Source organism: Paenibacillus hemerocallicola, from assembly GCF_006265175.1.
Classification (GTDB): domain Bacteria; phylum Bacillota; class Bacilli; order Paenibacillales; family NBRC-103111; genus Paenibacillus_AB; species Paenibacillus_AB hemerocallicola.
Genome location: NZ_VDCQ01000103.1, coordinates 1 through 25,480 on the forward strand (window position 1 = coordinate 1; position 25,480 = coordinate 25,480).

At 56.9% G+C, this 25,480-nt stretch carries 17 protein-coding genes and 1 riboswitch; of the genes, 7 read left to right on the plus strand and 10 right to left on the minus strand.

Annotated features, from left to right (window positions below; genetic code table 11):
* From FE784_RS38490 to FE784_RS38515, 6 genes are all read left to right on the plus strand, one after another.
* The coding region (locus FE784_RS38490) for an S-layer homology domain-containing protein (RefSeq protein WP_139607600.1) at window positions 1-1,221 on the plus strand (1,221 nt) is incomplete at its 5' end.
* A 237-nt stretch (window positions 1,222-1,458) separates the two neighbouring features.
* Complete coding sequence (locus FE784_RS38495) at window positions 1,459-2,286, plus strand: HAD-IIA family hydrolase (RefSeq protein WP_342779166.1); 828 nt, start codon at window positions 1,459-1,461, stop codon at window positions 2,284-2,286.
* 145 nt (window positions 2,287-2,431) lie between these two features.
* Window positions 2,432-3,700 (plus strand): ABC transporter substrate-binding protein, encoded by a 1,269-nt coding sequence (locus FE784_RS38500; RefSeq protein WP_425465598.1) that lies wholly within the window; start codon window positions 2,432-2,434, stop codon window positions 3,698-3,700.
* Between the two features lie 150 nt (window positions 3,701-3,850).
* Complete coding sequence (locus FE784_RS38505) at window positions 3,851-4,693, plus strand: carbohydrate ABC transporter permease (protein WP_139607615.1); 843 nt, start codon at window positions 3,851-3,853, stop codon at window positions 4,691-4,693.
* A gap of 54 nt (window positions 4,694-4,747) precedes the next feature.
* Entirely contained in the window at window positions 4,748-5,560 is an 813-nt protein-coding gene (locus FE784_RS38510) for a carbohydrate ABC transporter permease (RefSeq protein ID WP_139607603.1), read from the plus strand.
* Window positions 5,561-5,580: 20 nt separating this feature from the next.
* On the plus strand, window positions 5,581-6,432 hold the full coding sequence (locus tag FE784_RS38515; protein ID WP_176706826.1) for a sugar phosphate isomerase/epimerase family protein: 852 nt from the start codon (window positions 5,581-5,583) through the stop codon (window positions 6,430-6,432).
* Window positions 6,433-7,184: 752 nt separating this feature from the next.
* On the opposite strand, the gene FE784_RS38520 is transcribed toward FE784_RS38515, so the two are convergent.
* From FE784_RS38520 to FE784_RS38540, 5 genes are all read right to left on the minus strand, one after another.
* Window positions 7,185-9,227: a peptidase G2 autoproteolytic cleavage domain-containing protein gene (locus tag FE784_RS38520; RefSeq protein ID WP_176706827.1), complete on the minus strand. Its 2,043-nt coding sequence runs from the start codon at window positions 9,225-9,227 to the stop codon at window positions 7,185-7,187.
* Between the two features lie 43 nt (window positions 9,228-9,270).
* Window positions 9,271-10,590 (minus strand): ABC transporter substrate-binding protein, encoded by a 1,320-nt coding sequence (locus tag FE784_RS38525; RefSeq protein WP_139607606.1) that lies wholly within the window; start codon window positions 10,588-10,590, stop codon window positions 9,271-9,273.
* Between the two features lie 113 nt (window positions 10,591-10,703).
* Entirely contained in the window at window positions 10,704-13,058 is a 2,355-nt protein-coding gene (locus FE784_RS38530) for a helix-turn-helix domain-containing protein (RefSeq protein ID WP_139607607.1), read from the minus strand.
* A 22-nt stretch (window positions 13,059-13,080) separates the two neighbouring features.
* The gene (locus tag FE784_RS38535; protein ID WP_176706828.1) at window positions 13,081-14,223 is read right to left on the minus strand and encodes an exo-alpha-sialidase; all 1,143 of its coding nucleotides are present in this window, start codon (window positions 14,221-14,223) and stop codon (window positions 13,081-13,083) included.
* A 26-nt stretch (window positions 14,224-14,249) separates the two neighbouring features.
* A complete protein-coding gene (locus tag FE784_RS38540; RefSeq protein ID WP_139607609.1) occupies window positions 14,250-15,809 on the minus strand; it encodes an extracellular solute-binding protein in 1,560 nt (519 codons plus the stop codon).
* Between the two features lie 451 nt (window positions 15,810-16,260).
* A riboswitch (cyclic di-AMP (ydaO/yuaA leader) is annotated at window positions 16,261-16,408 on the plus strand.
* A 264-nt stretch (window positions 16,409-16,672) separates the two neighbouring features.
* Between FE784_RS38540 and FE784_RS38545 the strand changes: the two genes are divergently transcribed.
* Complete coding sequence (locus FE784_RS38545; protein WP_139607610.1) at window positions 16,673-17,851, plus strand: KamA family radical SAM protein; 1,179 nt, start codon at window positions 16,673-16,675, stop codon at window positions 17,849-17,851.
* A 908-nt stretch (window positions 17,852-18,759) separates the two neighbouring features.
* Here FE784_RS38545 and FE784_RS38550 read toward each other — a convergent pair.
* The 5 genes from FE784_RS38550 to FE784_RS38570 all read right to left on the minus strand — a co-directional run.
* On the minus strand, window positions 18,760-19,314 hold the full coding sequence (locus FE784_RS38550) for an MOSC domain-containing protein (protein WP_246132376.1): 555 nt from the start codon (window positions 19,312-19,314) through the stop codon (window positions 18,760-18,762).
* Between the two features lie 276 nt (window positions 19,315-19,590).
* Window positions 19,591-21,924, minus strand: a complete 2,334-nt coding sequence (locus tag FE784_RS38555) for a hypothetical protein (RefSeq protein WP_246132377.1) — start codon at window positions 21,922-21,924, stop codon at window positions 19,591-19,593.
* A gap of 4 nt (window positions 21,925-21,928) precedes the next feature.
* Entirely contained in the window at window positions 21,929-23,386 is a 1,458-nt protein-coding gene (locus FE784_RS38560) for a glycosyltransferase family 2 protein (protein ID WP_139607612.1), read from the minus strand.
* Complete coding sequence (locus FE784_RS38565; protein WP_139607613.1) at window positions 23,376-24,482, minus strand: HEAT repeat domain-containing protein; 1,107 nt, start codon at window positions 24,480-24,482, stop codon at window positions 23,376-23,378. The genes FE784_RS38560 and FE784_RS38565 overlap by 11 nt, the downstream gene beginning before the upstream one ends.
* Window positions 24,479-25,480 (minus strand): response regulator (locus FE784_RS38570; protein ID WP_139607614.1); only part of this gene is annotated, 1,002 nt, incomplete at its 5' end. The genes FE784_RS38570 and FE784_RS38565, both read right to left, overlap by 4 nt.

Here is a 25,480-nt window from a genome sequence, read left to right on the forward strand (position 1 = left end):
GGCGGTGGCAACAACGGCGGCGGCAACAACGGCGGCGGCAATTCAGGCATTGTTGGCAAGCCAATTGAGGCGGTCGGCGGCAAAGCCGATATTGCCGAGCTGAGAAAAGCATTCGAAGCTTCCTCGACAGTCGAAGTTCGCTTTCCCGGCAATACGCTCGAAGTTTCTGCGGCAGCCTGGCCCGACACAGCGCGCGCAAACGGCGGAGCCCTGGTCGTATCAGGCGAGCACGGGGCCTATCGTTTCCCCGCTCCGGTCTGGAAGCCTGAACAATGGGCAGCTGAGCTTGGAACCGAAGCAAGCGAAATAACGCTTCGCTTTACGATGGCGAAGCTTGACGGCAGCGAAGCGGAGCAGGCTGGTTCCACGGTGCAAGCGGCAGGCGGCAAACAGCTTTCCGATGCCGTGCATTTCGAAGTGGAAGCGGTAAGGGCAGACGGCAAATCGGTACCGGTATCGTTCGGCTCCGTTTACGCTGCGCGGGAAATTTCCACGAACCGGTCCGTCGATCCGAGCAAGGCGACCGGCGTACAGGTTTTACCGGATTCGCGGCAAATCCGCTTCGTCCCTACCGTCTTCCGGACGGAAAACGGCGTGACGACGGCTTCTTTGAAACGGAATGGCAACAGCATCTACACCATCGTACAAAATGACAAAAGCTTCGCCGACATGGCAGGCCATTGGGCGCAGGCGGACGTGACGCTGCTCGCCAACAAGCTCGTTATCGACGGCGTAAGCGAAACCCGCTTCGACCCGGACCGCGGCATTACCCGGGCGGAATTCGCGTCGCTGCTCGTACGGTCGCTCGGTCTCAGTCCGGTCGCGGCCTCCGCACGATTCAGCGATGTGGCTTCCGGCGCTTGGTACGCCCTGGACGTGGCGACCGCCGCCTCGGCGGGCTTGATCGGAGGATTCGAAGACGGATCGTTCCGTCCCGATCAGTCCGTCAAGCGCGAGGAGCAGGCCGCGATGCTGGTCCGCGCCCTCTCCTACGCCGGCTTCGACATCGGCGTAAGCGAATCGAAGCAAGCCGAAATACTCGGACGCTTCCGCGATACGGCAAGCCTCTCGTGGGCTCGCAAAGATTTGGCCGCCGCGATCAACGCGGGCTTGATCGACGGAATGACCGGGAATACGCTCGAAGCGCAAGGCCTCGCCACGCGCGCGCAATCGGCGGCGATGCTGAAGCGACTTCTCGTCAAGGCGGATTTTATCGACTGATCGCACGGAAGACCTTAACAATATCTTCATCCCGCGTTGATATTGTCCTAACAATCGGAATGTAAGCTAGAGCATGTAGATCAATCGAATACAAAGGGTCGAGACGAGGAGAAAACCCTTTTATGCACCGGATGGAAGCAGCCTTTCGTTTATTTCGAGCTGGCCGCTCCCCCCCGGTGGATAAAGGGTTTTTTCGTTTTGCATCAACAGAAAGGAGCTGCTCGCAACTTGCCGGATGTGGCCGACTATGAAGGTTATTTTTTCGACTTGGACGGAACCGTGTTTCTCGGGGACCGGCTGCTTCCCGGCGTCAAGGAAACGCTCGCGCTATTGCGGGAGAAAAGGAAAAAAGTGCAATTTTTAAGCAACACGACGATTCGGACGCGGCGGCAATGCCAAGCCCGTCTGCACGATCTCGGCTTGGAGGCCCGGCTCGACGAAATTGTCACGGCCGCCTATGTCGCGGCAGTCTATATGCGGGAACGGAGCCCGGAGCCGACCGTTCTTGTCATCGGCGAACCCGCGCTCGCGACCGAGCTTAAGGAGTGCGGAGTGGGCATGACGAGTCGGCCCGAGGAAGCGACTCATGTGCTTGTAGGCATGGACATGCAATTCGATTACGCCAAGCTGCATACGGCCATGAAAGCCGTACGGGGCGGAGCGCAGCTGATCGCGGCCAATCCGGACCCGAATTGCCCGATCGTCGGGGATGTCATACCGGATACGTGGTCGATGGTCAAAGCGATCGAAGCGGCCAGCTGCGTCGAACCGGCCGCGGTCGTCGGCAAACCGTCCGCATATTACGCTTCGAAGGTGCTGGAATGGGCCGGGCTGCGCGGCGAACGCTGCCTGATGATCGGCGACAGGCTGGAAACCGATATTTTATTCGGTTCGGTCAACGGGCTGCACACGGCACTCGTCCTGACAGGAGTTACGACCGATCGCGAGGCCGAGCGATCGCCGATCCGTCCGGATTACTTGTGGCGGACGCTGGAACAATTCGTCGAACTGGCCCGGCCGATAGGGTACTCGGACAAAATTAACTCACGCAACACATTCCCGTAATCGCGGCTTTACACGAATCCGCTACCCTAAAAGAGTAGGCGACGGGAGCCAATGACCGCACCATCCAAATCCAAATTTCAAGGGAGAGAATTGCATGCGTTCCTTCGCGACGAAAATGATTTGCACCTCGCTTTGCCTCATGATGATGGCGGCCTGCGCCAAGCCGGCCGCGACCGGGACAGGTTCACAGAACGAGTCGGCCGCCAAACCCGGGGAGAAGGTCGAGCTTACGTTCTATTACCCGATCGCCGTAGGCGGACCGTTGACCGAAACGATCGAAGGCATGGCCCGCGAGTTCACGAAGCTCCATCCGAATATTACGGTCAAGCCCGTATATACCGGCAGCTACGCGGACACGACGGTCAAAGCCCAAGCGGGCGTACAAAGCAAAACGCCTCCGGATGTCGCCGTGCTGCTCTCCACGGAGCTGTTCAGCCTGCTGGACATGAACGCGATCATCCCGCTAGACGACTTTATCGCCAAAGAAGGCGGCGACAAGTACTTGTCCGATTTTTACCCGGCATTCAAGGCCAACTCCCAAACCGGCGGCAAAACGTACAGCATTCCGTTCCAGCGCAGCACGATCGTGCTTTACTATAACAAGGAGCTGTTCAAAAAAGCCGGGCTCGATCCGGAGAAAGCGCCGCAAACGTGGGAAGAAATACGCGATGCCGCGAAGAAGCTGACCAAGGACGGTACTTGGGGACTGGAAATTCCCGTCTCGGGCTTCGCCTATTGGATGCTGCAAACGTTCGCCCTGCAAAACGGCAAAAACCTGATGACCGAGGATGGCAAAAAAGTGATGTTCAACACGCCGGAAAATATCGATGGGCTCCAATATTGGTCCGATCTGGCGATGAAGGACAAAGTGATGCCGCAAGGGGTTACCGAATGGGGCACCGTGCCCTCCGACTTCCTGGAAGGCAAGACGGCGATGATGTACCATACGACCGGCAACCTGTCCAACGTCAAGAAAAACGCCAAATTCGATTTCGGCGTCGGCTACCTGCCCAAGAACAAAAGCTTCGGCAGCCCGACCGGCGGCGGCAACTTCTATATATTCAAAGATATTGACAAGAAAAAGCAGGAAGCGGCGTGGGAATTCATCAAATTCATGACCGAAACCGAACGCGCCGCGCAATGGAGCATCGACACCGGCTACGTGGCGGTCAAAAAATCGGCCTATGAAACCGAGCGGATGAAAAAATACGCCGCCGAATTCCCGCAGGCGCTCGTCGCCCGCGATCAGCTCCAATACGCCGCCGCCGAATTGTCCACCCATAACAACGGCAAGGTGACGAAAGCGATCAGCGATCAGGTGCAGGCCGTTCTGACGGGCAGCCTGCAGCCGGCCGAAGCGCTCAAGAAGGCACAGGAGGAAGCGGATAAGGCGCTCGCGCCGTTCAACAAGTAAACGAACATTACCGGGGGAGACTGCTGCGGCGAAGGTACGGCAGAATGCCGCTGCAGTTCTCCCTCTTCCATTCCACTTCATGCTGTCTTAGGAGGTCTCCTTTTGGGCGTCAAATCGGTTACGCGCTGGAAAACGGGCGCTTTTGCCTGGATGCTGCTGCTGCCTTCCCTGCTGTTCCTGTTCCTGTTTACCTTTTATCCGATCGCCAAGACGATCCGGCTCAGCTTCTACCAAGCGGATTTGGCTTCTCCGGAACCCTTTTTCGTCGGGCTTGGCAATTACGCCGGCCTGTTCGCGGACGAAGTTTTTGCCAAAGTCATGATCAATAACGCTCTCTTTTCGCTCGGTACCGTTCCGACGTCGATCGCGCTCGCCTTGCTGATGGCCGTATTCGCCAATAAAGCGCTGCGGGGGACGGGATTCATGCGGACCGCGTTTTTTTACCCGACGATGATTCCGATGATAGCGGTAGCCAACATATGGCTGTTCATTTATACACCCGAATACGGCTTGCTGAGCAGGGCGATGAACGCGCTCGGCATGGGCGAAATCCACTGGCTCGGCTCCCCCGACTATGTCATGTGGGCGATGATCATCATGATGATCTGGAAGGAAGCCGGCTATTTCATGATTTTTTATTTGGCCGGGCTTCAGAACATATCTCCCGATCTGTATGAATCGGCGCAGGTGGACGGAGTCGGCCGTTGGACGGTGTTCCGCAAAATTACGTTTCCGCTGCTCATGCCGACAACGCTGTTCGTGTCGATCGTCGCCTTGACGAATTCGTTCAAGCTGGTCGACCACCTGCTCGTCATGACGAAGGGCGGACCGAACAATGCGAGCAACTTGCTCTTGTATTACATTTACGAGACGGCCTTCAGCTTCTGGGATCAAGGAATCGCGTCCACGCTTACCGTAGTGATGATCGCGGTGCTGCTGCTGTTCGCGGCGCTCAATTTCTTCGGGCTCGACAAGAAGATTCATTACAACTGACGCCTTGGCCTATAGGCACCACTACACTCCCGAACGGGAAGAAAGGCGTTTTACATGCGGCTGAAAAGGTTGAACATCGGAAGGTGGCTGCTGCTCGCGCTTGCCGCGCTCTGGCTCGTCCCGCTGTTATGGGTGGCGGTCACGGCTTTCCGGCCGAGGCAGATTGCGCTGTCCCCTTCGTTCTCGCTCGATTTTACGCTCGACAACTTCGCGACCGTCTGGGCGGCCGCGCCGTTCGCTCAATATTACGCCAATACGCTGCTGATCGTCGCAGGCGTGTACGCGGTCCAGATGGCAACCGCCACGATGGCGGCGTTCGCCTTCGCCCGGGTGGAGTTCCGCGGGAAGCAGCTCGTGTTCCTGCTGTTTCTCGTACAAATCATGGTCCCCCCGGACGTGCTCATCTTCCCGAACTATAGCGTACTCAAGGAACTGTCTCTACTGGACACGAAGCTCGGCATCATGATGCCTTATTTCGCGTCGGCATTCGGCATCTTCCTGCTGCGGCAAATGTTCAAGACGATTCCGGCCGAGCTCGACGAGGCGGCTACAGTGGAGGGATATTCGAAATGGAACATTTTATGGAAGATCTATTTCCCGCTTGCCCGTCCGTCCTATATCGCTTTCGGACTCGTATCCGTGAGCTATCATTGGAACAATTTCCTGTGGCCGCTCATCGTCACCAATTCCGTGGAGAATCGGCCGCTGACGGTCGGACTCGCCATTTTTGCGCAGTCGTTCGAAATCGGCGCCCAATGGACCGAGGTGAGCGCGGCGACGCTGCTGGTCATTACTCCGCTAATGGTAGCATTCATACTATTCCAGAAGCAGTTCATGAACAGCTTCATCCATTCGGGGATCAAATAATCGCTAGGGAGGAAACGGTCATGGCAGCATATGGCTCGTATGCGGTTTCGACTTACGCTTATTCGGACGTTCCATTGGACGAGGCTGTTCGGCGAATTGCCGGAGAGGGCTGGAAGGCGATCGAGATTATGTGCGAAGGACCGCACGGCGAGCTGCTCGATTGGTCTGCCGAGCGTCTGGCCGAGCTAAAGCGTTTCGGGACCAAGCACGGAATCGCCTGGACGCTGCACGCTCCGATAACGGGCTGCAATCCGGCCACCCGATACAGCGAACCGCTCCGCGCTTCCGTTGAGCTGCTCGTCCGGACGCTTCGCGTCGCCGAACAGCTGGATTGCGCGCATATCGTCGTGCACCCCGGAGAATCGGACGAAGCAGAGTCTGCGGCGCTCGACGATGCGGCGACATGCTACGTACATGCCGGTGTAGACGAAGGAGCCGCTCTGCGCGTCGCAGCCTTTTTGCGCGAAGTGCAGCTTGCCGCAGGAGAACCGGACGTCGCGATCGCGCTGGAAAACGTCCCTCCCTACCCCGGGCTGCTCGGAGCCGATACGGCCTTTCTCGGAAGGGTTCTCCGGCTTGCGGACACTTCCGGTCTCGGCATCGTATTCGATGTCGGTCACGCGCACTTGACCGGGCCGGGACGATGCGCCGCGTCACTCCGCAGCATACTGCCGGATATTGTCAGCATTCATCTGAGCGACAATGGCGGGAAACATGACGATCATCTCAAGCTCGGGGCCGGAACGGTCCCGTTGGACGAGACCGTCGGCCTATTGAAGGAAGCCGGCTATGCCGGGAGCTGGGTCATCGAGATGCGACAAACGGCCGACGTTGCGCCTTCCGCGGATTGGCTCCGACGACGCAACGTTTGAGGCTGCGGTCGATGGCCGGAGCTGCCTTGCTCTTTTCTTGACGGAAGTGGCCGATTCGGCCCGACATCCCGTTCGAAATGTTCGGACATGCGGGCTTGCTCACCGGACAGCTTATTCCCGTCGGCCGAGTAATGCCGTCTTCGTCCAGCTTTGGAAGGCCGAAGAATTACTCAGACGAACTGTAAAACATGAAGCAGTTGAAAAAGTCTGCAAAGAGAGGAAGCGCCGGAGACAAGAGGTGGGGGAATGCGCTCCACATCCGTTAAAATCGTGTTGCTTTTTTAGATTTTAGCGGTTACAACACGATTGTAAAGTCAATCGCTTCGCTTTCCGCACATTTCCCCCATCTCTTTTGTATGGCAAATCTCTCTTTTTGACTTTTTCAACAACCAGAAAACATGCAGGTATTTCGGTGAAAACTTGCCTCGCTGCCGTAGTGAACTGGAGAACATACAGTTACTCTCGCTTGTTACACCCATTTTACGGCCTGATAGCGATTTACCTGCGTATTTTCCAGTTATTTCGGCGAATATTGCGTATTTCCTGAATATAACTGCATTATTTACAGTTAAGCAAGAGGGGACTTGCTTCCGTTGACGTCATTCGGTCGCTATGCTTGGAGTTAATCATCGGCCTATAGTATGGCGACGGAATCCGAATCCTGGTTCGAGACAAGCAGAAATGAGCTGTCTGAAATGACCGTCGATTGATTTCCGCGATCTGATCTGCATACGGGTCTCATCGGACATTGATCAACGCACCAAGCATAACGCTACGGCGTACCCTTTCCCCGGATTGAAATTCTGTTTGATTTTCATGCAGCGCAATCTCGTTTCCGCCTCAGACCGCCGGCCGTCGGCCCCGATATAATCTCCGGGCGCGATATTCCCGTCGACACGCGTATGCACCTGTCCGACAAGGCCGACGCATGACCATTCCTCCGGGCGCTCGCTGCGCGGGACTTGGGCGAGCTCGCCGTTCCACTCCGGGTTTTCCTTTCTCGTCTTGACGGTTTGACCGGTCGCCGGGTCAACCGTTGTCGTGTAGACAGGCTCTCCGAACTCGCCCGTTTCGTATCGTCCGGCCCAGTGGAAAGGAGAATCGCCCAACACGACACCGGCGGTGCCCGATACGATGCCGAGTATATATTCGCCCGCCAGTGCCGGGCGGACCTTGTCGCCGTCCAGCGTGACGATCGTTCCGAGCGGGATCGCCCCCCTCTGCGCATTCTCGAAATATTCCGCATAATCGGAGAACACGTGGCTTGTCGTCAGCGTTCCCGCAATTTGCACGTCTCCGGTAGCGGAGTAGATGTGCCATTTGCGGTTGGCGGCGCTCGCAACCCCGGACCCGGCATCGCCTCCCGCGATGCTCGACGCCTGATTATTGATCGTCCGTCGAGACGCGAGCAGCACGGCGCGGGTTGTCTGCGCCTCTGCGACGTTGGAGGCGATGCAGGCCGACAGCACGCCGGAGGAGGTGCAGCCGTCGGCGGCGATGTTGGCGGTATTGCTGGCGCTTGCTTTACTTTTGTTCGCGGCGATATTCGCGGAACGAACGGCCGATACGGTGCTGTCGTTCGCCGCGATGTTGGCGGTCGCTTCCGCCTGCGCCTTGCAGCCGTTCGTCGTTGCGATGTTGGCGCTATAGTCGCCGGAAGTTTGGAAAGCCGCCTCGACCCGGGTCGAATAGCCGGAACCCCCGCTCGTGACGACGATGCCCGTCACTGCGCCACCCGAAACGGTGGCGGTCGCAGCCGCCCCCGAACCTCCGCCGCTTCGGTCGAAGAAGACGATCGCAGGCGTGGCCGTGTAGCCGCTGCCCCCCGACACGAGCGTGATGCCGGTCACGGTTACGGCGGCGACAGCGCCCGAGCCTGTGCCGACAGTCGCATCCACGGACGAAATATTGCTTCCGTGCTGGGCGGATACGGAAGAACGCCGCGAAGCGATATTGGCGCCGCTCGTATACTCGCTTCTGCACAGGATGGAAGCGGCATTGATTCCGCGGAAGCCGTCCACGATACATTCTTCGGACGCGATATTGACGGATTGCGGAGCGTTCGCGCGCGAGCCTCTGGCGCTGTAATTTCCGCTTACATTTCCGTTCGCCTCGCTGTATATGGAGGCCACGTTGGCGGATCGCGGGAACGTCGAGCGGCAATTTTGCGAAGCGAGCAGGGCGACCAGATGTTTGGTCGTCCTCCCGCTGAAATTGGTGACCGTGTAGCCGCCCGTATACATCGCGTCGTAAGCCCCCGTATCCGCCTCGGCCGACAGGACCGAGGCCAGACCTCCGGCCTCGAACGTCCCGTCCAGCCCGCTGCTCTTGGATACGGCGATGAACTTGCCGTTGTAATACGTATTGGTCCCGGGGATGGAGTCGACATTGTACGTTTTCCCGAGCAAATCGACGTACTGACCCTGGTACAGCGCTTCGAGAGCGGCGAACGCCGCCGTATCGTCAGTCGCGCCGTCTCCCTTCGCGCCGCCTGCGAAGCGCGGATCGCCGGCATGGATCAATCGATTCAGTCTCCCCGCTACAGTGCCGCCGGCATATCCGACGAGAGCCGCGCCTTTGACGGCATCATCCGAATCGGCCAAATCCGCTTTAAAATCATCGAGGTCTCCCGTTAAGCCGCTGCGTCGCGGCAGAGACGGCTCTCCTCCCGCGAGCGATTCTCCTTTGGCCGAAATGGCTCCGGCCGATAACAATCCGATTCCAGCCGCGCTGATACCGGCGATAAACTTTCGTCTGGATAAAGCTGTCTTGCGTTTTTCGGGCAAATGATCCATGGATGAGTCTCCTCCCGCCAATATAATGATCGATGAACGCCGCTTATTTTTTCCGGCCATCCATAAACAGATTGATTTTCTCTTCCGCTTCGCGCAGTGCGGTGTTGATATCCTTGCCTTCGAAGAAATCCTTGAAGCTTTGCATGACCGCTTTGTACGGCTCCGTATTGATATCTTCGAATTGCGAACGAACGGCGGCCGGGACGGCGGCGCTTTGGAAGAAAGCTTCCAGATGCTTTCCGCGCAAAAATGCCATGTCTGCGCCGAGCTGCTTCTGGATCTCTTTATTGTTCAAGGAGCTAATTCTGGCGGTTGCCCGCGCGCTAAGGGTCTGCACCTCTTCCGAAGTAATGACCTCGATCACCTTCATCCCCTGTTCCTTGTACTTGCTCGTCTTCGTGATCCCCATCACGTGAACGTCGACAATGCCGCTGATATTCGGCCTGTCCTTGTAGCTCGGATATTGGGCGACGTCCCAATTCAAGCCCTTGTTCCCGGCATCCTCCAGTTGGGGCAGCAAATTGATCGTACCGAGCATCGCCAAATTCTGATCTTTGAGAAAAGCCGGCTTCTCGTTATAGGCGAGCAGGTTCGGCGTCGTATTGTTCGGTATGGCGTAGATGCTTTTTGCCATTTCGAACACGCGTCTCCATCCGTCGCTGTTGATCGAAGCCTTCCCCGTCTTGGAATCGATGTAAGTCAGGTTGTAAGGTGCGGATAACCTGACAATCGTTTCCGGACCAAGCCCTCTGTATTGCACCGTTCCTTCCTTATGCGACAATTTCTTGGCCAATTCCATGGCGTCTTCCCAAGTCATGCCGTCCTTCGGATAGGCCACTCCCCGCCGGTCGAAAATGTCTTTATTGTAATAGAGCGCATTCAACTGGATCGTAAACGGGAGCGCGTACAATTCGCCCTTGTCGGAAATCGCCTTCAGCGTTTCCATGACCGGCTTGTCGAATCGGCCGAGATCCGTTTTGTTCTTCGTGACGAGCGGAGTCATATCATAGAGCAGGTCGAATTCTTGGTACGTCGGCAGACCGCCGTTCCACGTGTAGATCAAATCCGGCGCCTGTCCCGCCGCCACCAGCTCCTGGATCGTAGTTCCTTTTCCCGATCTGACCGGTTCGATCGTAATATGCGGATATTTTTTTTTGAGCGGATCGACGAAGAGCAGCTGGATGTCCTTGTCCTCGATGCCTACGCCGATAAATACGCGCAAGGTAACCGGCGTCGTGTCTTCCGCAGCCGCCTTTACCTCGGGCTCCTTCGCCACTTTCCCACCGGCGTCCGCGCCGCATCCTGCGAGCACCGGCAATAGCAAGACGAGACTTCCAAACTTTCGTACTTTAGCAGTAAGCATGAAATTCACTCCGTTCTATTTTTTGGAACAACGTTCTTCAAACAAAGCGTACAGAGACGCGCCCGTCCGGGCATCCGCTCCGTTTCCCGCCGTCTTTTTAAAGGTCATTCAATTCAATCCGTTCCCGTATAACCTGCCGAGCCCGAAATCCCCGATTTTCGGAAGTCCTGGGGAGAAATTCCCTCCATTTTCTTGAAAATGCGGAGGAACGTCGATCTGCTGTAAATGCCGACCCGCCCGGCGATTTCGGGAATGGTGAGACTGCTGTCGGCCAGCAGCTCCTTCGCCTTCGCGATGCGGATCAGGTTAATGTAATCCGTGATGTTCATCCCGGTCTTCTCTTTGAATATTCGGGACAAATATTTGGACGACACATCCATTCGGGCCGAGATATTTTCCAAATACAGGTCGTTCCCGTAATCGGTCTCGATATGGGCCATGACGGTCGATACGAGCGAGCTCGATTTGAAAGCCTGCTGACGATCGGCTACCGTCGTCGCCAGCTGCTTGAAGAACTCGAGCAGAGCGCGCTGCTTCGGCCCGTAATCCATCGACAGCTTGCGGGAATCGCTTAACAATGCATGCATATCGTCCGAAACGAACCGGATGCGGCGCAGCCCTTCCTCCGCCAAGTAGCGCAGTCCCGTATTGTACATATCCGTCAGCAGCCTGCCGGTCGAATGAATGGAGGCGCTTCGTTCCGCATGAGTCCGAATGATTTCTTCGATCTTCGCGGCCAGCGCGGTCGCGTCCCCGACCTTCAGGCAAGCGACCAGCCTGTCTTCGTCGGCGAACGTGTAATGAATGCTTCTCTCCTGTGCGGACTCGTCGAAGCCGACGATCTGAAAGTCGTCGCCAGAATTCGCATGCTGCAACGCCGTTACAGAATCCGAGTAGGATTTCGCTAACCCGTCCACTCCCGGATACGTCCTTCCGATTCCGGCATGAATGACGCAATACAAGGAATCGTACCGGAACGTCTCCATGAACCGTTCGAGCGCTCCCCTGACCGAAGCTTCGCCCGTCACGCCATCCCCCGTATTGACGATGCATACATAGTGGTGCCGCTTGCCCTCCAATACATAGGCATGAACATATTCGTTAAGCAGTCCCCCTACAAGCTTCTTCAGTTTGTTCAGAATGACAAATCGATCCACGTCCTGAATATCCCGGTAAAACGGCTCCTTGAAATGAAACCAAATGCTGCAGCAGATGAAATCCGGCTTCGTAAAGCGCAGCTTCTCCCGCAGCAGCTTCACGAAGTCGTCCTCGACCGGCATCTCGCGGTCCTGCAGCAGATGCAGCAGTGCGTTATCCATATATTCCATCGACACGACGTCCAGCTCGACCTGATATTTCCGGTTATGCCGGATCAATTGGCGGACACCCATGCCGATCGTCTCCAGTTCGTTCATGCCGGAAGCATCTCTTCCCGGCGGTTCGAAGGACTCCTCCTGATCGACGATAATATCCCGGATTTTGCGGATCGGATTATACAGCCGGAAAGCGAATATGAAAGAGAAGACGAGCCCTACCACGACCAGCACCGCGCAAATCGTGACGATCATATCCAATATGCCTTCGGCCTGCTTGTTGAATTCGCCGGTCGGAGTGAGCGAGTAAAATTCCCAGCCGTATATGTCCGATTTCATATGGGAAGCGATATACGGAGTATCCCCAAGCTTCAGCTCCAAACTGCCCGGACCGTCGTCAACAAACGCTTGCTTGAGATGTCCGATATTGTCTTCGGCCGCCGTATCCTCCCCGGAGGAGAACAGTATATGCCGATTGCTATACAGCACCACGAATTTGGACGAAGCGAACACCGCGTTGCTCTGCAGCGTCTTGCTCAGCAGCCCGACGGATACATTCGCCACCAGCAGAGCATGATTTCCGCGCACGACGCCGGTCGTCACGACGGGAATTACCCGTTTATCCCCGGACGGGGAGTGCGTAACCGAGGGCGGCAATATCTCGACGCCGCGGATGGACGCCAGGCTTTCTTTCCAGAAGCTTACCCCGTACCGTTCGAACTTGTATATATGCTCGAAATACATGTCGAAATCGTCTACGCCGGAGGCGGAATATACTTTTTCTCGATCGATGTATACGAACAGATCCTCCGCCAGCTCGGCTACGATCGTGCCGGTGCGCTTCAAGCTCTTCATGATATGGATCAGATCGGACCTTTCCTTCAACGTATAGCTCGAATACGGCTTTAGCAGCTCCTGTACGGCGGTATCGCCAAAAAAGCTGATGCCCACCTCCTGAACCGTTTTCAAATACAAATCTACCGAAGCTGCGGACGATTGCAGGCTGCGCGACATTTTATCGGCAAAGTCGGCTTTCAATTTGGCGACGAAGTTGCCGTACGTTAAGAAGCCGATAACGATAATCGGGATCAGGAGGGACAGGAAGGAGGCAAGTATGTTGAAAAATAGCCGGTTCGTCTTCAGGTGACTTTTCACTTTCCTTCCCCTCCTTCTTCCGTTACAAAATCGTATCGAGCCGCACGCGCACGGCCGCTATGCGCTCCTTGCAAATCGAGTATATGACGTACAGATAATCGCTCTGGACGATCGAATGAGGATACCCGTACTCCCCGCCCTTGTACAGTCCGGCGAACGTTTTGCGGCAATGCTCGTCGCGCAATATATAATGGCGGTCGAATACGGCCCCGTCGCGCGACAACGACAAGACGAGCGGATTGCGCTTTCCCCGCGGCGTCGGGTCGGGCGAGCCGACATAATAGAAGCGCCCGTCCGGCAAGCGGCCGAGGTGAAATTTCGTATTGTTGTCGGTAAACTCCGTCGGGCGCGGCTCCGACCAGACTTCCCCGTCATCCTTGCTCTCCGTTACCCACAGTTTGTCGGAATTGCTCCGCAACAGCATGCGGATGACGCCGTCGTCCGTCTCGCAGAACGACCCTTCGCACAATCCGACCGGCCAGCCGCGCGCTTCCTTGACCGTCCAGAACGATTCCGAATCGTCGCACAGCCCCTCCGTCCTATCCGGCGGGTAGATTCCCGTCTTCACCCATCCGGATAATCCCGCGGGATCGTCGGTATACGGATACATGATGTTGCCGCTAATAATGAGCCGGCCGGATCGCGTCTGTTGGGGCCCGTGGTTCGGGATGATCGGGACCCCCATCGGGATCGGCTCGCTCCAATCGTTCCCGTTTGTTGTAGTAAGCGCATACAAGGAGGTGTCCGTATGGCCGTGGTCGCCGCCTATGCGGGCGCCGCCCACCAGATGCTCCGGCTTGTATTCATACTGGCCGACATACGCGGTAAGCGCTTCCCCGTGCCGATGGAAGCCGGCGGCAGTCAGCACCAGCTCCGAGTGCTTGCCCATCGTCGTATCGACCAGCGGCTTCGGCTCCGACCAATGGAAGAAATCGTCCGAGGAAGAGATCAGGACCCGCTGGCCGGCATCGTCCTCATTGACGCGACCGTTGGACCATATGGCATAAAGCCGTTCCTTGTAGAACGCGATATGCGGATGGTGCGAATACGTCCAGTCGCTTTCCGATCGGGGACTGAACAGACTGGCGCTGTCTGCGGGAATGACCGGTCTCACGGCCGCAGAGTCGTATACATTCGTAATTTCCGTACTTTTGCTTCGATCCATTATACCATGCCTTTCCTGGCCGCGGTCTACCGGCCTGCACGGGCAAGCGCGGCGTTGTATAGGTACTCCAGCTCGGAAGCGCCGGCCCGGCTCAGCGCATCCGCAAACATATGGAATTCTTCGAGCGGTCTGACTCCCATAATAAACTTCACCACGTCTCCGTTGATCGGGCTCAATTTGGACATGATTTGTTTGATTTTCTCGTTCTCCTCGTCCGTGAAGGACGGATTTACGCCCGGAATTCGATAAAAGCCCGGGTCGTTCTCCAGTCTTTCGCCCCATTCTACGATCGCCGAATCGGATACTTGCATGAACGGCCTGGAGTCCACGTTGGGCGACAAGGCCAAGTATCCCGTTCCCGTCTCGGCTTGCATCGCGCGGGCCGGATCTGCCGCCGTCTTGTAGTTCCGGATGACGCTGTCCAGCATCCTCGGCTCTCCGCCCGCAAGCTCGTACGTCTCTCCGGCTATCCCGAAATTGGACACCTCGGTCCCTTCCGGACTGTACAGCCAATCGTAGAAGCGGACTGCGGCTATCGGGTCCTTCACCTTGGAGCTGATCGCATAGCTTTCCGTCAGCCAGCCTTCCGCGAATACGTACCCTCGCGTCTTCCCTTTGCGGTTCTGCATAAACGGGACAAGATCCAGCTTGGCACCGGGCTGATTTTTTTGCAGCACGAGGTTGAAATTGGCGGCGAACAAATTGTTGTCATAGTAGAAGAACGATTTTCCCGAGCTCAATTTTTCCGTCCACTTCTGCAGCGTATTGACGGAAAAATCCGGATCGATCAGCTCCTCCTCGTACAGCCTGTTCAAGTATGCGAGCACCTCCTTGAACTCCGGCTTATTGTTGCCGTAGACGTAAGTCCCCCCGCCGATATCCGGATCGAAATATATGCCGTACCCCGCCCCCATTCCGAATGCGAACGCATCCAGAAATCCCATGCCTCTCGAGGTCCATGGGGTCGAGTCCGGGTAGGCCTCTTTCAGCTTTTTCAGAACCGCGTACAAGTCGTCGAACGTTGCGGGAATCGGCATATTCAGCTTGGCGAGAAGATCGGTGCGGATCATCGGGGCTTTCGACACCGTCATCGCATGCTGCTCGATAATCGGAAAGCCGTACAGTTTGCCGTCGATTTGCAGCTTCTTGATTTCCGGGTATCGGTCGAGCATGCTTCGGAAATGGGGCGCGTATTCCATATAATCCGAGATGTTCAGAAAAATCCCGGTTTTGGCGAACTGCCGAATGTCCCCCTGTTCGACGAGAATAACGTCCGGAACATGGTTCGTGCCGAGCAGCACCTGTTTCTTTTCCTTGTAGTTGCTCTGGGGAACCCCCTCTACCTGCAGCCTGATTCCCGTACGGTTGTAGATTTCCCGCAATACCGGCGTGTCCGTCCGGACCGCCTGTCCGGGATGCTCGTAGCGTACGAGCTTGAGCGTCGTCTCTTGCCTATGGCGCCCCCCGTCGGACCGGCTCGGTTCGTCATCGGACCCGGCACCTTTCGATAAGCAGCCTCCAGCCGCGAGCATGCCCAGAGCGATGCAAAGCGATAGCGTGAAACGTTTTCTCGAACGGCATGACATCGTATCGGCCCACCTCCGTCGTGTACATAGATCAAGACCGGATCATATTCCCCGTCTGTTCTATTACCTTCTACAGGCGCCGGCGTTTCCCTTTGTTCGAATCCCTTGACGCAGCTATCCTTTCTATGAGCCGGTCATCACCCCCTTGACGAATCATTCAAGCATAAACGGGTCGCACAGCGCCGACGGCCGCCCGGACAACAAAACGATTTCAGACGGGCGTAGGTCGCGGAAGCGTACCCTCGCCGACAATATCAAGTATAGGGCGGACGTCCTGCCGTTCCAATGTTCAAAACGGGCCGCGATGCGTTATTTATCCCTCTATGCGGCGATGCTTCACTTTTCCCCCCGTGATGCAATATTCCTCTTCGGGTCCTCTCGGGTGAATCGGCGGCACATGACAAGCTGAAAAGGAAAATCTTTGCTTGACTTTGCCGGCCTTATCACATACAATTTCAGTACGCTTAATTTCCGATAGTGCTTATCGGAAAGCGGGGGAACCAATCTTCAGGGGCGAATCGCACGATCCTCGGATCGCCGTAGGGAACCATCTTTCCCGAGTCCGACAGCTAACCTCGTCAGCAGCAGATGGGTCAATGCATGTTTATTCGCTATCATGACCCGTAACAGGGTCTTTTTGTGCTTTTTTATGGCCCTGGCACCAGAGTGGAGAGAAGTACCCTCTGTCGCTTACGGGCTATTTTTCGTCGCTTCATATTCCTTAAATTTCTTGTTTACACAATATTTACAAATCGTTATCCGGGAGGAATGAGCGCTTAACCCCTTGTTTCATTCGCGGCTTCCGCAGCGACGGCGATTCAGGGGATCACATAGATCAACTTTAGGAAATGGGAGGAATGCGCATGGCACAGCCGAAGTACATTACGGACATTGGAAAAATCGCGACAATACCGGAGACGGAAAGGAAACGGCTCAAACAGATTACGGATAAATTCGTATTCCGCGTCAACGACTATTACTTGAACTTGATCGATTGGGACGATCCCGAGGACCCGATCCGCAAGCTCGTCATCCCGAATGAAGGCGAGCTGCAGGAATACGGCCGCTGGGACGCATCGGACGAAGATACGAACTATGTCGTGCCCGGCTGTCAGCACAAATACCGGACGACCGCCCTGCTGATCGTATCCGAAGTATGCGGCGCTTACTGCCGGTATTGCTTCCGCAAGCGACTGTTCCGCAACGATGTGAAGGAAGCGATGTCCGACGTCGATCCCGGCCTCGACTATATCTCCAACCATCCGGAAATTAACAACGTGCTGCTGACCGGCGGCGACAGCCTCATTTTGGCCACCCCCAAGCTGCGTTCGATCTTCGAGCGGCTGCGGGCGATGGAGCATGTCAAAATCATACGTCTCGGCTCGAAGCTTCCGGTGTTTAACCCGATGCGGATTTACGAGGATGAAGTGCTGTTGGAGACGATACGCGAGTTTTCCAATGCCGATCGGCGCATCTATGTGATGGCCCATATTAATCATCCCCGCGAAATTACGCCCGAGGCGAAACGCGGATTCGAGGCTCTTCATTCGGCCGGAGCTATCGTCGTCAACCAGACCCCGATCCTGCGCGGCATCAACGACGATCCAGCCGTATTGGGCGAGCTGCTCGATCAGCTGTCGTGGGCCGGCGTAACTCCCTATTATTTCTTTATCAACCGTCCGGTGGCCGGCAATCGGGACTTCGTGCTGTCGCTGGAGGAAGCGTATCGGATCGTGGAGGAGGCAAAATCGCGGACGTCGGGACTCGGCAAGCGTATCCGGCTGTCGATGAGCCATACGTCCGGGAAGATCGAAATTTTGGCGATCGAGAACGGCAAGGCGTACTTGAAGTACCATCAATCGCGCGAGGAGCAGTACGGCAAATTCATGATCTTGGACTGCCCGAAGGACGCCTCCTGGTTCGACGATTTGCCCGGCAACGAACAGTTCTGGGAACCGCCGAAGAAGAAGACGGACGAAGTCGTCTCCGTCAACGAGCTCCCCGACATGCCCGAGCGGCGGAAGCGGACGGTCGGCGGCTGACCCCCACTCATCGCTGTCGCGAAAAAACCATTTCCGCGACGATCGCGAGCAGTCCCCCAATATCAATAACCTGTTGCCGAGCATCGGACGGATGAACGGCGGCAAGCTCCGAAACGCCTCCGCGGGCACATTCATGAGCGACACGACAAGAACGATAGTCGTCCCGGCTGCGCGCAGCACCAACCCGTTCGTCAGCGGACGCCGCGATACCGTCCTCAGCGCCGAGCCGAAGATCGGCAGTATGCCGTGAACAATACGGCTTGCGCAACTCTCATCGGCATCGCGGCGTCCCTCGGAAGCCGGGAAATGAAGGACGCGGCGCCATTCCCCGCGCCGGCCGTCCCGGTTCCGGGCATCCAAGCCGCATAACCGTCCCGACCCGCGCCGATGCCCGCCTCTTGTTCGGTGTCGGAGGAGTTCGCCGGATTGCCGCCCGCACAACATCCGACTGCGCTTAATAATGGGCTGTCCGCCTTCCTGCCCGGCTCGCCCCTTCATCGTTCGGCTTCATTAAACACACCCTATAAAACAACGGAATCTGCTTCCGTTATTCGCGATCTTCCTCCCGTTTTCCACAACATAACGGAGCATGCTTCCGCTAATGCGTCGATTTCGCGGAAAAACGGCACAAAGCTGAGCGATAACGGATCACATTTCCGCTATAATGGTCGCGGCCCTATTTTCCAAAGCCAATAACGCCCCCGTGTTCCTTTATTGCCCCAACTTCGACCGAAATCCGGCAAGCTGTGACTATACGCACTCCATAATATCCGGAAGCTGCTTCCCATCATGGAACGGCTCGTTCGAGGGACAGATAGGATCATTTTGTCAAACCTTCACTTCGCTAACAGCTTGCCGAATGGTTATTTCGGTGAATCGCGGATCAGTTCGATGTACAATCCGCCTGTCTATACCCTCTCCAACGGCCGGTACGGCTCCGGCGGGAGCTCCACCCGGATCGCGGCTCCGGGGCTCACTTCGCCGCCAACGAGCACGATCCCCATGATACCGGCTTTGCGGATCAGATTGCCGTCCTCGTCGCGATCCGGAACCGCGGCCATCAATCCTTCCCGGAATCGATCCAGCTGAGCGCACGGATTGCGCAGCCCGGTCACCTCGACAACGGCCGATGCGCCCAAATGGAGCCTCGTTCCGACAGGGAGTGCGAGCAGGTCGAGACCGCGCGTAGTGACATTTTCGCCCATCTGCCCGGCCGATACGTCGAACCCCGCATCCCGCAATTCGTCGTGCAGCTCGGCATGAATCAAGTGAACTTGCCGCAAGTTCGGCTGGGACGGATCCGCCGCCACACGCGAGCGATGCTTCACCGTCTCGCCCATGTGGGCGTCGCCCTCTACGCCCAATCCGGCCAACAACCGGATACGGCCCTCATTCGGCTTGCTAAACGTATGGGCCGCGCTGCGGCTGACCGCCGTAACGGCCCCGGCTTGCTTTTGTTCCATCCGATGCACCATCCGATCATAGGGATAGATTCATTCGTTCGAGACCATCATACCATTTCTAGCCCCGGTGAAGGATGAACGCCATCCGCATTCGCCCGGATTCAGGCCGTTTTTGAACCCCTCGTATACTATCCTGCTCCGAAACATTTCCTCGGAAATATGTCGTGTATTCGTCACGGGAGTACGCCCCTCCCCCCTTCCCGCATCGGCGCAAAAATAAAACGCAATAAGACCGCCCCCGCTTGGCCGCAAGCAGGAACGGTCTCATTATTTCGATTACGGCAGCCGGATTTGGCCGAACAAGTCCTTCATTACATAGTACGACTGCTTCAACCGTTCGTGGAACCGCGGCCGCTCCCATGTTTGCCATTCGAGCGGAATCATATCTGCCACGAGCAGCTTGCCTTCCCTGGCAGCAGGGTATAAGAACGTCAGTGTGCCGGGAGCGAAGACGGGCTCGGACGAATCACCCTGAACGGTATCCGCGGGTTTGTACGTGGCGACGGCGAATTTGAAGTCGGGGACGTTTTGCTTGGCGGCCAGTCCGTCCTTCCACAACTCGCCCGTCACCTCGCGGGTGCTCGGGTCCTTCACATTAAGCAGCTGCCAAGCGATTCTCGCTTCCAGCACATGTTCTTTCTCATTAAAGAAGACGTCAGCCAGCGAATCGTAGTCGGCGCTTGCCGGATTGCCGTTGCCGAAACGGAGCAGCCCGGTCTCGTAAGCATCGAACGGGAGCTTCAGGCCACTGTCCGGGATCGTCAGCTCCTTGTTCAACGCCAGGCGGATCGGATAAAAGCTACCGTTATTCGGAATGGCCGCCTCTTCCCGGATCGGAATCATTTTCAGCATATGGGCGTACTGGTAATAAAACGCGTCGTAGTAGCTGTCCACCCATATCCGGGAGGAGCCGGGAACCGCTATGTCTATCACGAAATCGATGCCGTCATCGGTCTCAAGCCCGTCGCTCCCCGGCAAATGCCGCTGCCCTTGACCGGGAATCGTATCGAGCAAAATCGCGGCCCTCGTCCGCTTCCAGTCGAACGGGCGTCCGTCCTTTCCGAAATCCAGCCGAAAATAGACGTATCTTTCGTCGGCGGACGCAGCGACCCGCTCTATGCGGCGGTGCGCATCCCATTCATCGACAGCTTGCACAAGCGGCGTCTTGCCGATATCCAGAAGCGGAATGCCCGCTTTCTCCCAATCCTTCGTATCTCCATCCACGTACAACCCGGCCCCCGCTTCGTTCGGATCGAAGCTGAGCAAGCCGAATTGCTGCTCGCTCGTCTGGGCGTTGGACCAGAACGGGCGACGATCGGGATTGTCGAGGTCCATATTGTTCCACGTCCGCTTGAACCATTCGTCCTGCCAGCTGAACACGAGTCCTCCGGCCATCCCTTCCCGGTATATGTCCTCGAACAAGCGGGCATTGATCGCACCCTGCTCCGCCTCCGACAAAAAGCCCTGATTCCAGCCTTTCACGTTCCGATGCGTCATGCCGCGCGAGGCGGGCACCCCGAATTCGGCGACCAGCACCGGCATCCGGTGAGCCTGCTTCAAATCGTTCAAGTAACCGGCATAACCGTTGAATTCGCCGCGAAAATCTTTGTAGGCCGCATACTTTTTCTCGTAATTCATAAATTCGGGGTAGTACGGATAGACGTGGTACGAGGCGAAATAGCCGCTCCTCAGCGCGGGCTTGGCCAGGATCGCGTTCGGGTCCACCGACACGAGGTCCTCCTTATGAGTCGGCTCCGAGGGATGGCGCATCGGATCGGTCGTCACCCAGTTCGTAAAGCTGAACGGCCGTTGCCATTTGTAGGTGTCCATCTCGTATACGGCAACGTCCTCCATCAGCTGCGCCACCCATATTTCAAAGGGCGATGCATGCTCGGTCTTGAAGTACGTTCCGTCCAGCTGAGCCCTCCCTTTGCGCTTCTCGTTCGTCGAGACGACCATGATCGGGTCCCATTCGATGCCGAGCACCCATCCGAGCACATATTTCGAGACGTCCGCCCCGTACTTTCCGGAAGCGTGTCCGGGTCTTGCGGGCAATTCCGCTTTCCCGTGAATGACGTTCACCATATCGCGAAGCTCCCGCTGCAGCTCCCCGTTCACTTCCTCCGAGTAGGCGTCTCCCGTCTCGACCAGCTTCTCCTCGTCGACCCATACGCCGTGCAGGACCATGACGGGCTCGTCCGCCTTGTCGTTATATTCCTTCAACGCCTCATAGAAGGCCGGCGGATGCAGCGTGTAGACGCGAATCGCATTCGCGTGCATTTCGCCGATTTGCTTGAACCAACGGGCGTATTCTTGTTTCGTAATCGCGGTCTCTCCGGGGAAATGCCCCGGGTTCGCGACGCCCATATTGACGCCTTTGATCAACATGTCCTGCCATGCCCCGTCGCGGTATGCCTGCAAATAGCGCTCTCCCGTTCTGGCCGGCATCGAGATTCCGTCTACTTTTACCGTCTCCCATTCGTATGGATTTGCGTGATTTGGCCGATCGAATGCGTATGCCGCGCCTATGGCCATACCGGCCAGCACGATGCCGCCGAGCAGCCAGACGGGCCAGCGCCGCCTACGTTTGCTCAGTCTTTTTCTGCGCATGAGCCTATCCCCCCGTATGCTTCCGCTGCGATTGTACCGATATGCCTTTGCGCGTCATCTCGCCCCATTCGTGCCGTTTGCCCGAGAGCGATTTGATCAGCCCGTTCAGCCGCCATACCGTTTGAATCGGCCGGTACCAGAACGTCTCCGACAGCGCCCATACGAAAAGCCTCGTAACGTCGGAGATGCGGTTATATTTGCCGAGCGTCCACTCCTCGAGCAGCACCGCCCCCATCGATAGAAACGAGCCGTACAGGAGCATGGACAGGATCAGCAGCAAGCTGAAAAAAACTTGAGTCTCGCCCATGAACAATCCCCCTATGGCGATCAAATAGCCGATTCCTTCCACAACCGGACCAAGCAGCTCGACAAATAGAAAATACGGCATCGCCACGAAACCGATTCTGCCGTAACGGGGGTTCAGCACCATCCTCCGGTGCTTCCATAAGCTTTCGAACAGCCCCCGCTGCCAGCGGACGCGTTGACGCTTCAGCACCTTCATCGTTTCCGGAGCTTCCGTCCAGCAGACCGGATCGGGAATATAAGCGATTTTCGCCTTGCTTTTCTTCTCCCGGATCAGCCGGTGCAGGCGGACGACCAGCTCCATGTCTTCCCCTATCGTGCCGACCTCGTAGCCCCCCGCTTCCAACACCCAGTCTCTGCGAAATACGCCGAACGCGCCGGACACGATCAGCAGCATATTGAACCGGCTAAGCCCGATACGCCCGATCAGAAACCCGCGCATATACTCGATGACCTGCATGATCACGATAGGGCGTCCCGATAATCGGACTTCTTCGCCGGCCAGATGCCCGCGGTCGATCAAGCTGCCGTTGGCAATGCCGACGCTGCCTCCGCTGGCGATAATTTCTTCACCGGGCCTCGCTTCGACGATCGGCTTCATTATTTTCAGAAAAGCGTCGGCATCGAGCACCGTATCGCCGTCCAGCGAGACAAAATAAGGATATTGCGAATAATGGATGCCCGCGTTCAACGCATCCGCCTTGCCTCCGTTCTCCTTATCGAGCATCACAAGGGACGGATGCTTGCGGGAGCGGTATACCCCGAGGACCGGCTTCGTTTCCTTACGCGACTTCCACAGCACCTGATGCTTGATCGCGAACATGTCGAACTCCTCGATCAGCCTGTCCTTCGTACCGTCCTTCGAGCCGTCGTTAATGACGATGACCTCGTAGCCCGGATAGTTCATGCCGAGCAGGGAGCGCACGCTGTCCACGATATTGCGTTCTTCGTTATAGGCCGGGACCAGGACGGATAAGGGCGGACTGAAGGCGGAATGAAGCAGCTCCTCGTAATGGACGGTATGAATGCCGGATTCGCGGCGAAGCTTGCGGAACGCGACCAGGAACAGAACCATGTAAAAAGCCATGACCGCGAAAACGTAAACGACCACGATCCAGCCGCCGATTTCCGCGGTCACGGACAACCAGTTATCCCGCATCGGATTGTCCCGCCTCCTCTCTCTCCAGCATTTCCTCGGCCGCTTCCCGGGCGTAGCGGTCGGGGTGAAAGGAAGCGATTTGCCGCAGCATCGCATCTCCGTTCGCATAGTTCATCAAGGCGCGGCCCGCTTCGATCCTGACCAAATACGCCGAGTCCCCCATCATCTGCTGAAGAATCGGGACAAAATCGGAACTGCGCACTTCGGCCATCAGCCTGGCCGTCATGAGGCGCAGCGGCCACGAGTACGTCGCCCATTCCTTGCTCGCTTCGAGAAAGGCGATCTCCGCCTGCTCGGTCATATAGCCGAAATTGGCCAAAGCTTTCATCGCCCGGATGCGGCACTCCTCCGACGGATCGGCAAGCAGGCGCTCCAGCCACGCCAGGACCCGCTCCGTGCGAATATTGCGGATACGCAGCACATCGATCAAATTAAGCCGCAGCCGAATCCGGGCTTCTTCGCTTCGACCGATCAGCTCCTCGAGCAATTGTACCGGCATCACCATCAGGACGCTCCGGTACATGTGCTCCGAAATAGAATCCGTCTCATGCTGGGCATCCTCGATCAGCAGCATGTTTACGATGTCCGGATACCGGAGCAAGGCCAGAACGCGCAGAGCGGTCCATTTTTCCAAATCTCCGGTTTTGCCGGCTGCGACGACGCTGCGTACGTTTTCTTCAATTCCTTTCATTCGAAAAAGCCCGATCAGGACAAGCGCATTCATCCTGACGTTCCATTTCCGGTTTCGTAGCGACTTCCGGTACGCCTCCGAATACAATTCGGCAGCCATGCGGGATATGCTCTCGATTTCCGCGGGAGTGCCGCTGACGTTCACCCGGTGGAACAAATAGTTTTCCAGCGCGGCGAGCTGCCAGCTGCGGCGCGGTACGATTTGACGGGAACGCGTTCCGTCCCGCAAATACTGTTCGATCGGAGAGTCCAGCTTTTCCATGCGGGCCGTCCATCTCCGTATGCGCCCCCTCGTCCGATTGGACTTCCATTTGCGGATCGCGAGAATCACATACAGCACCAGCAGCATGACGGCCATGACGGCACAAAACCAACTGACGAACGTGATCGAGTAGACGGCGCTCATCCTTTGTTCCCCTGGAGAAAACGCAGCATTCTCGCTTCCAGCTCCGGCAGCCGGAACGGCTTGATGACGTAATCGTCCGTACCGAGCCGCATCGCCTGCGCGATCTCCTCTTGTTCCCCGACGCCTGTCAGCATGATGATCCGATAACGGTCCGCCGGATAATCCGCCCTTAATCGCGTAAGCACTTCGATGCCGTTGATTTTCGGCATCATGCGGTCCAGAATGAGCAAATAGTTCCCTTTCCGGCGATGCCAATCGTCCTCGAAAAAAGCGGAGCCGTCGGCGAACGTCCGTACCTCGGGTGCTTTGCCGTCCAGCCGCCAATCCTTCAATCTGCGTTGGAGCAAATTGCGGATAATCGGGTCGTCATCGAGTATCGCGATGCGCCAGTGCTCCGCTCCTTGATCGGCATCGCCTTCAGCGGAAAGCGCCGTTCCCGTCCCTGCATGCTTCGACCCGTTCGACGGCATAAGCTTGGCGATCGATTGCTTTCTGCGGATTTTGTTCAGGACGCGTACGGCAAATTCGTCCGGATCGATCGGTTTGGCCAGAAAGTCGTCCGCCCCGAGGACGTACGCTTTCATGCGGTCGCTCTTCTCATAGAGCGCGCTCATCAGGATCACCGGCACGAACAGCTGCGGCGACCGCTGCAATACCGTCAGCAGATCATAGCCGCTATGACCCGGCAATATGACATCCAGCACAATGCAATCCGGTTTAAGCTCGTAGAACCATCGGATCGCTTTTTCCGGAAAAGGAGTGGCCAATACTAGACATCCCTCCGCCTCCAACCGTTCCTTGAACATTTGCAGAAGCGTCACGTCGTCGTCGACAAGCAAGACGAGCGGCTTCGCCGGAGCGGCGGCGGTTTGGGCATCCATTGCCGCTGCGGTTGCCGGCGCCTCCGATATTGCGTTCGGATGCGGCCCGTCTGCTGTCTGTGTCCCCCTTGTTGCGTTCGTTTGCCTTCCCTCGGCTATCGGCGTACCTGTCGTCGC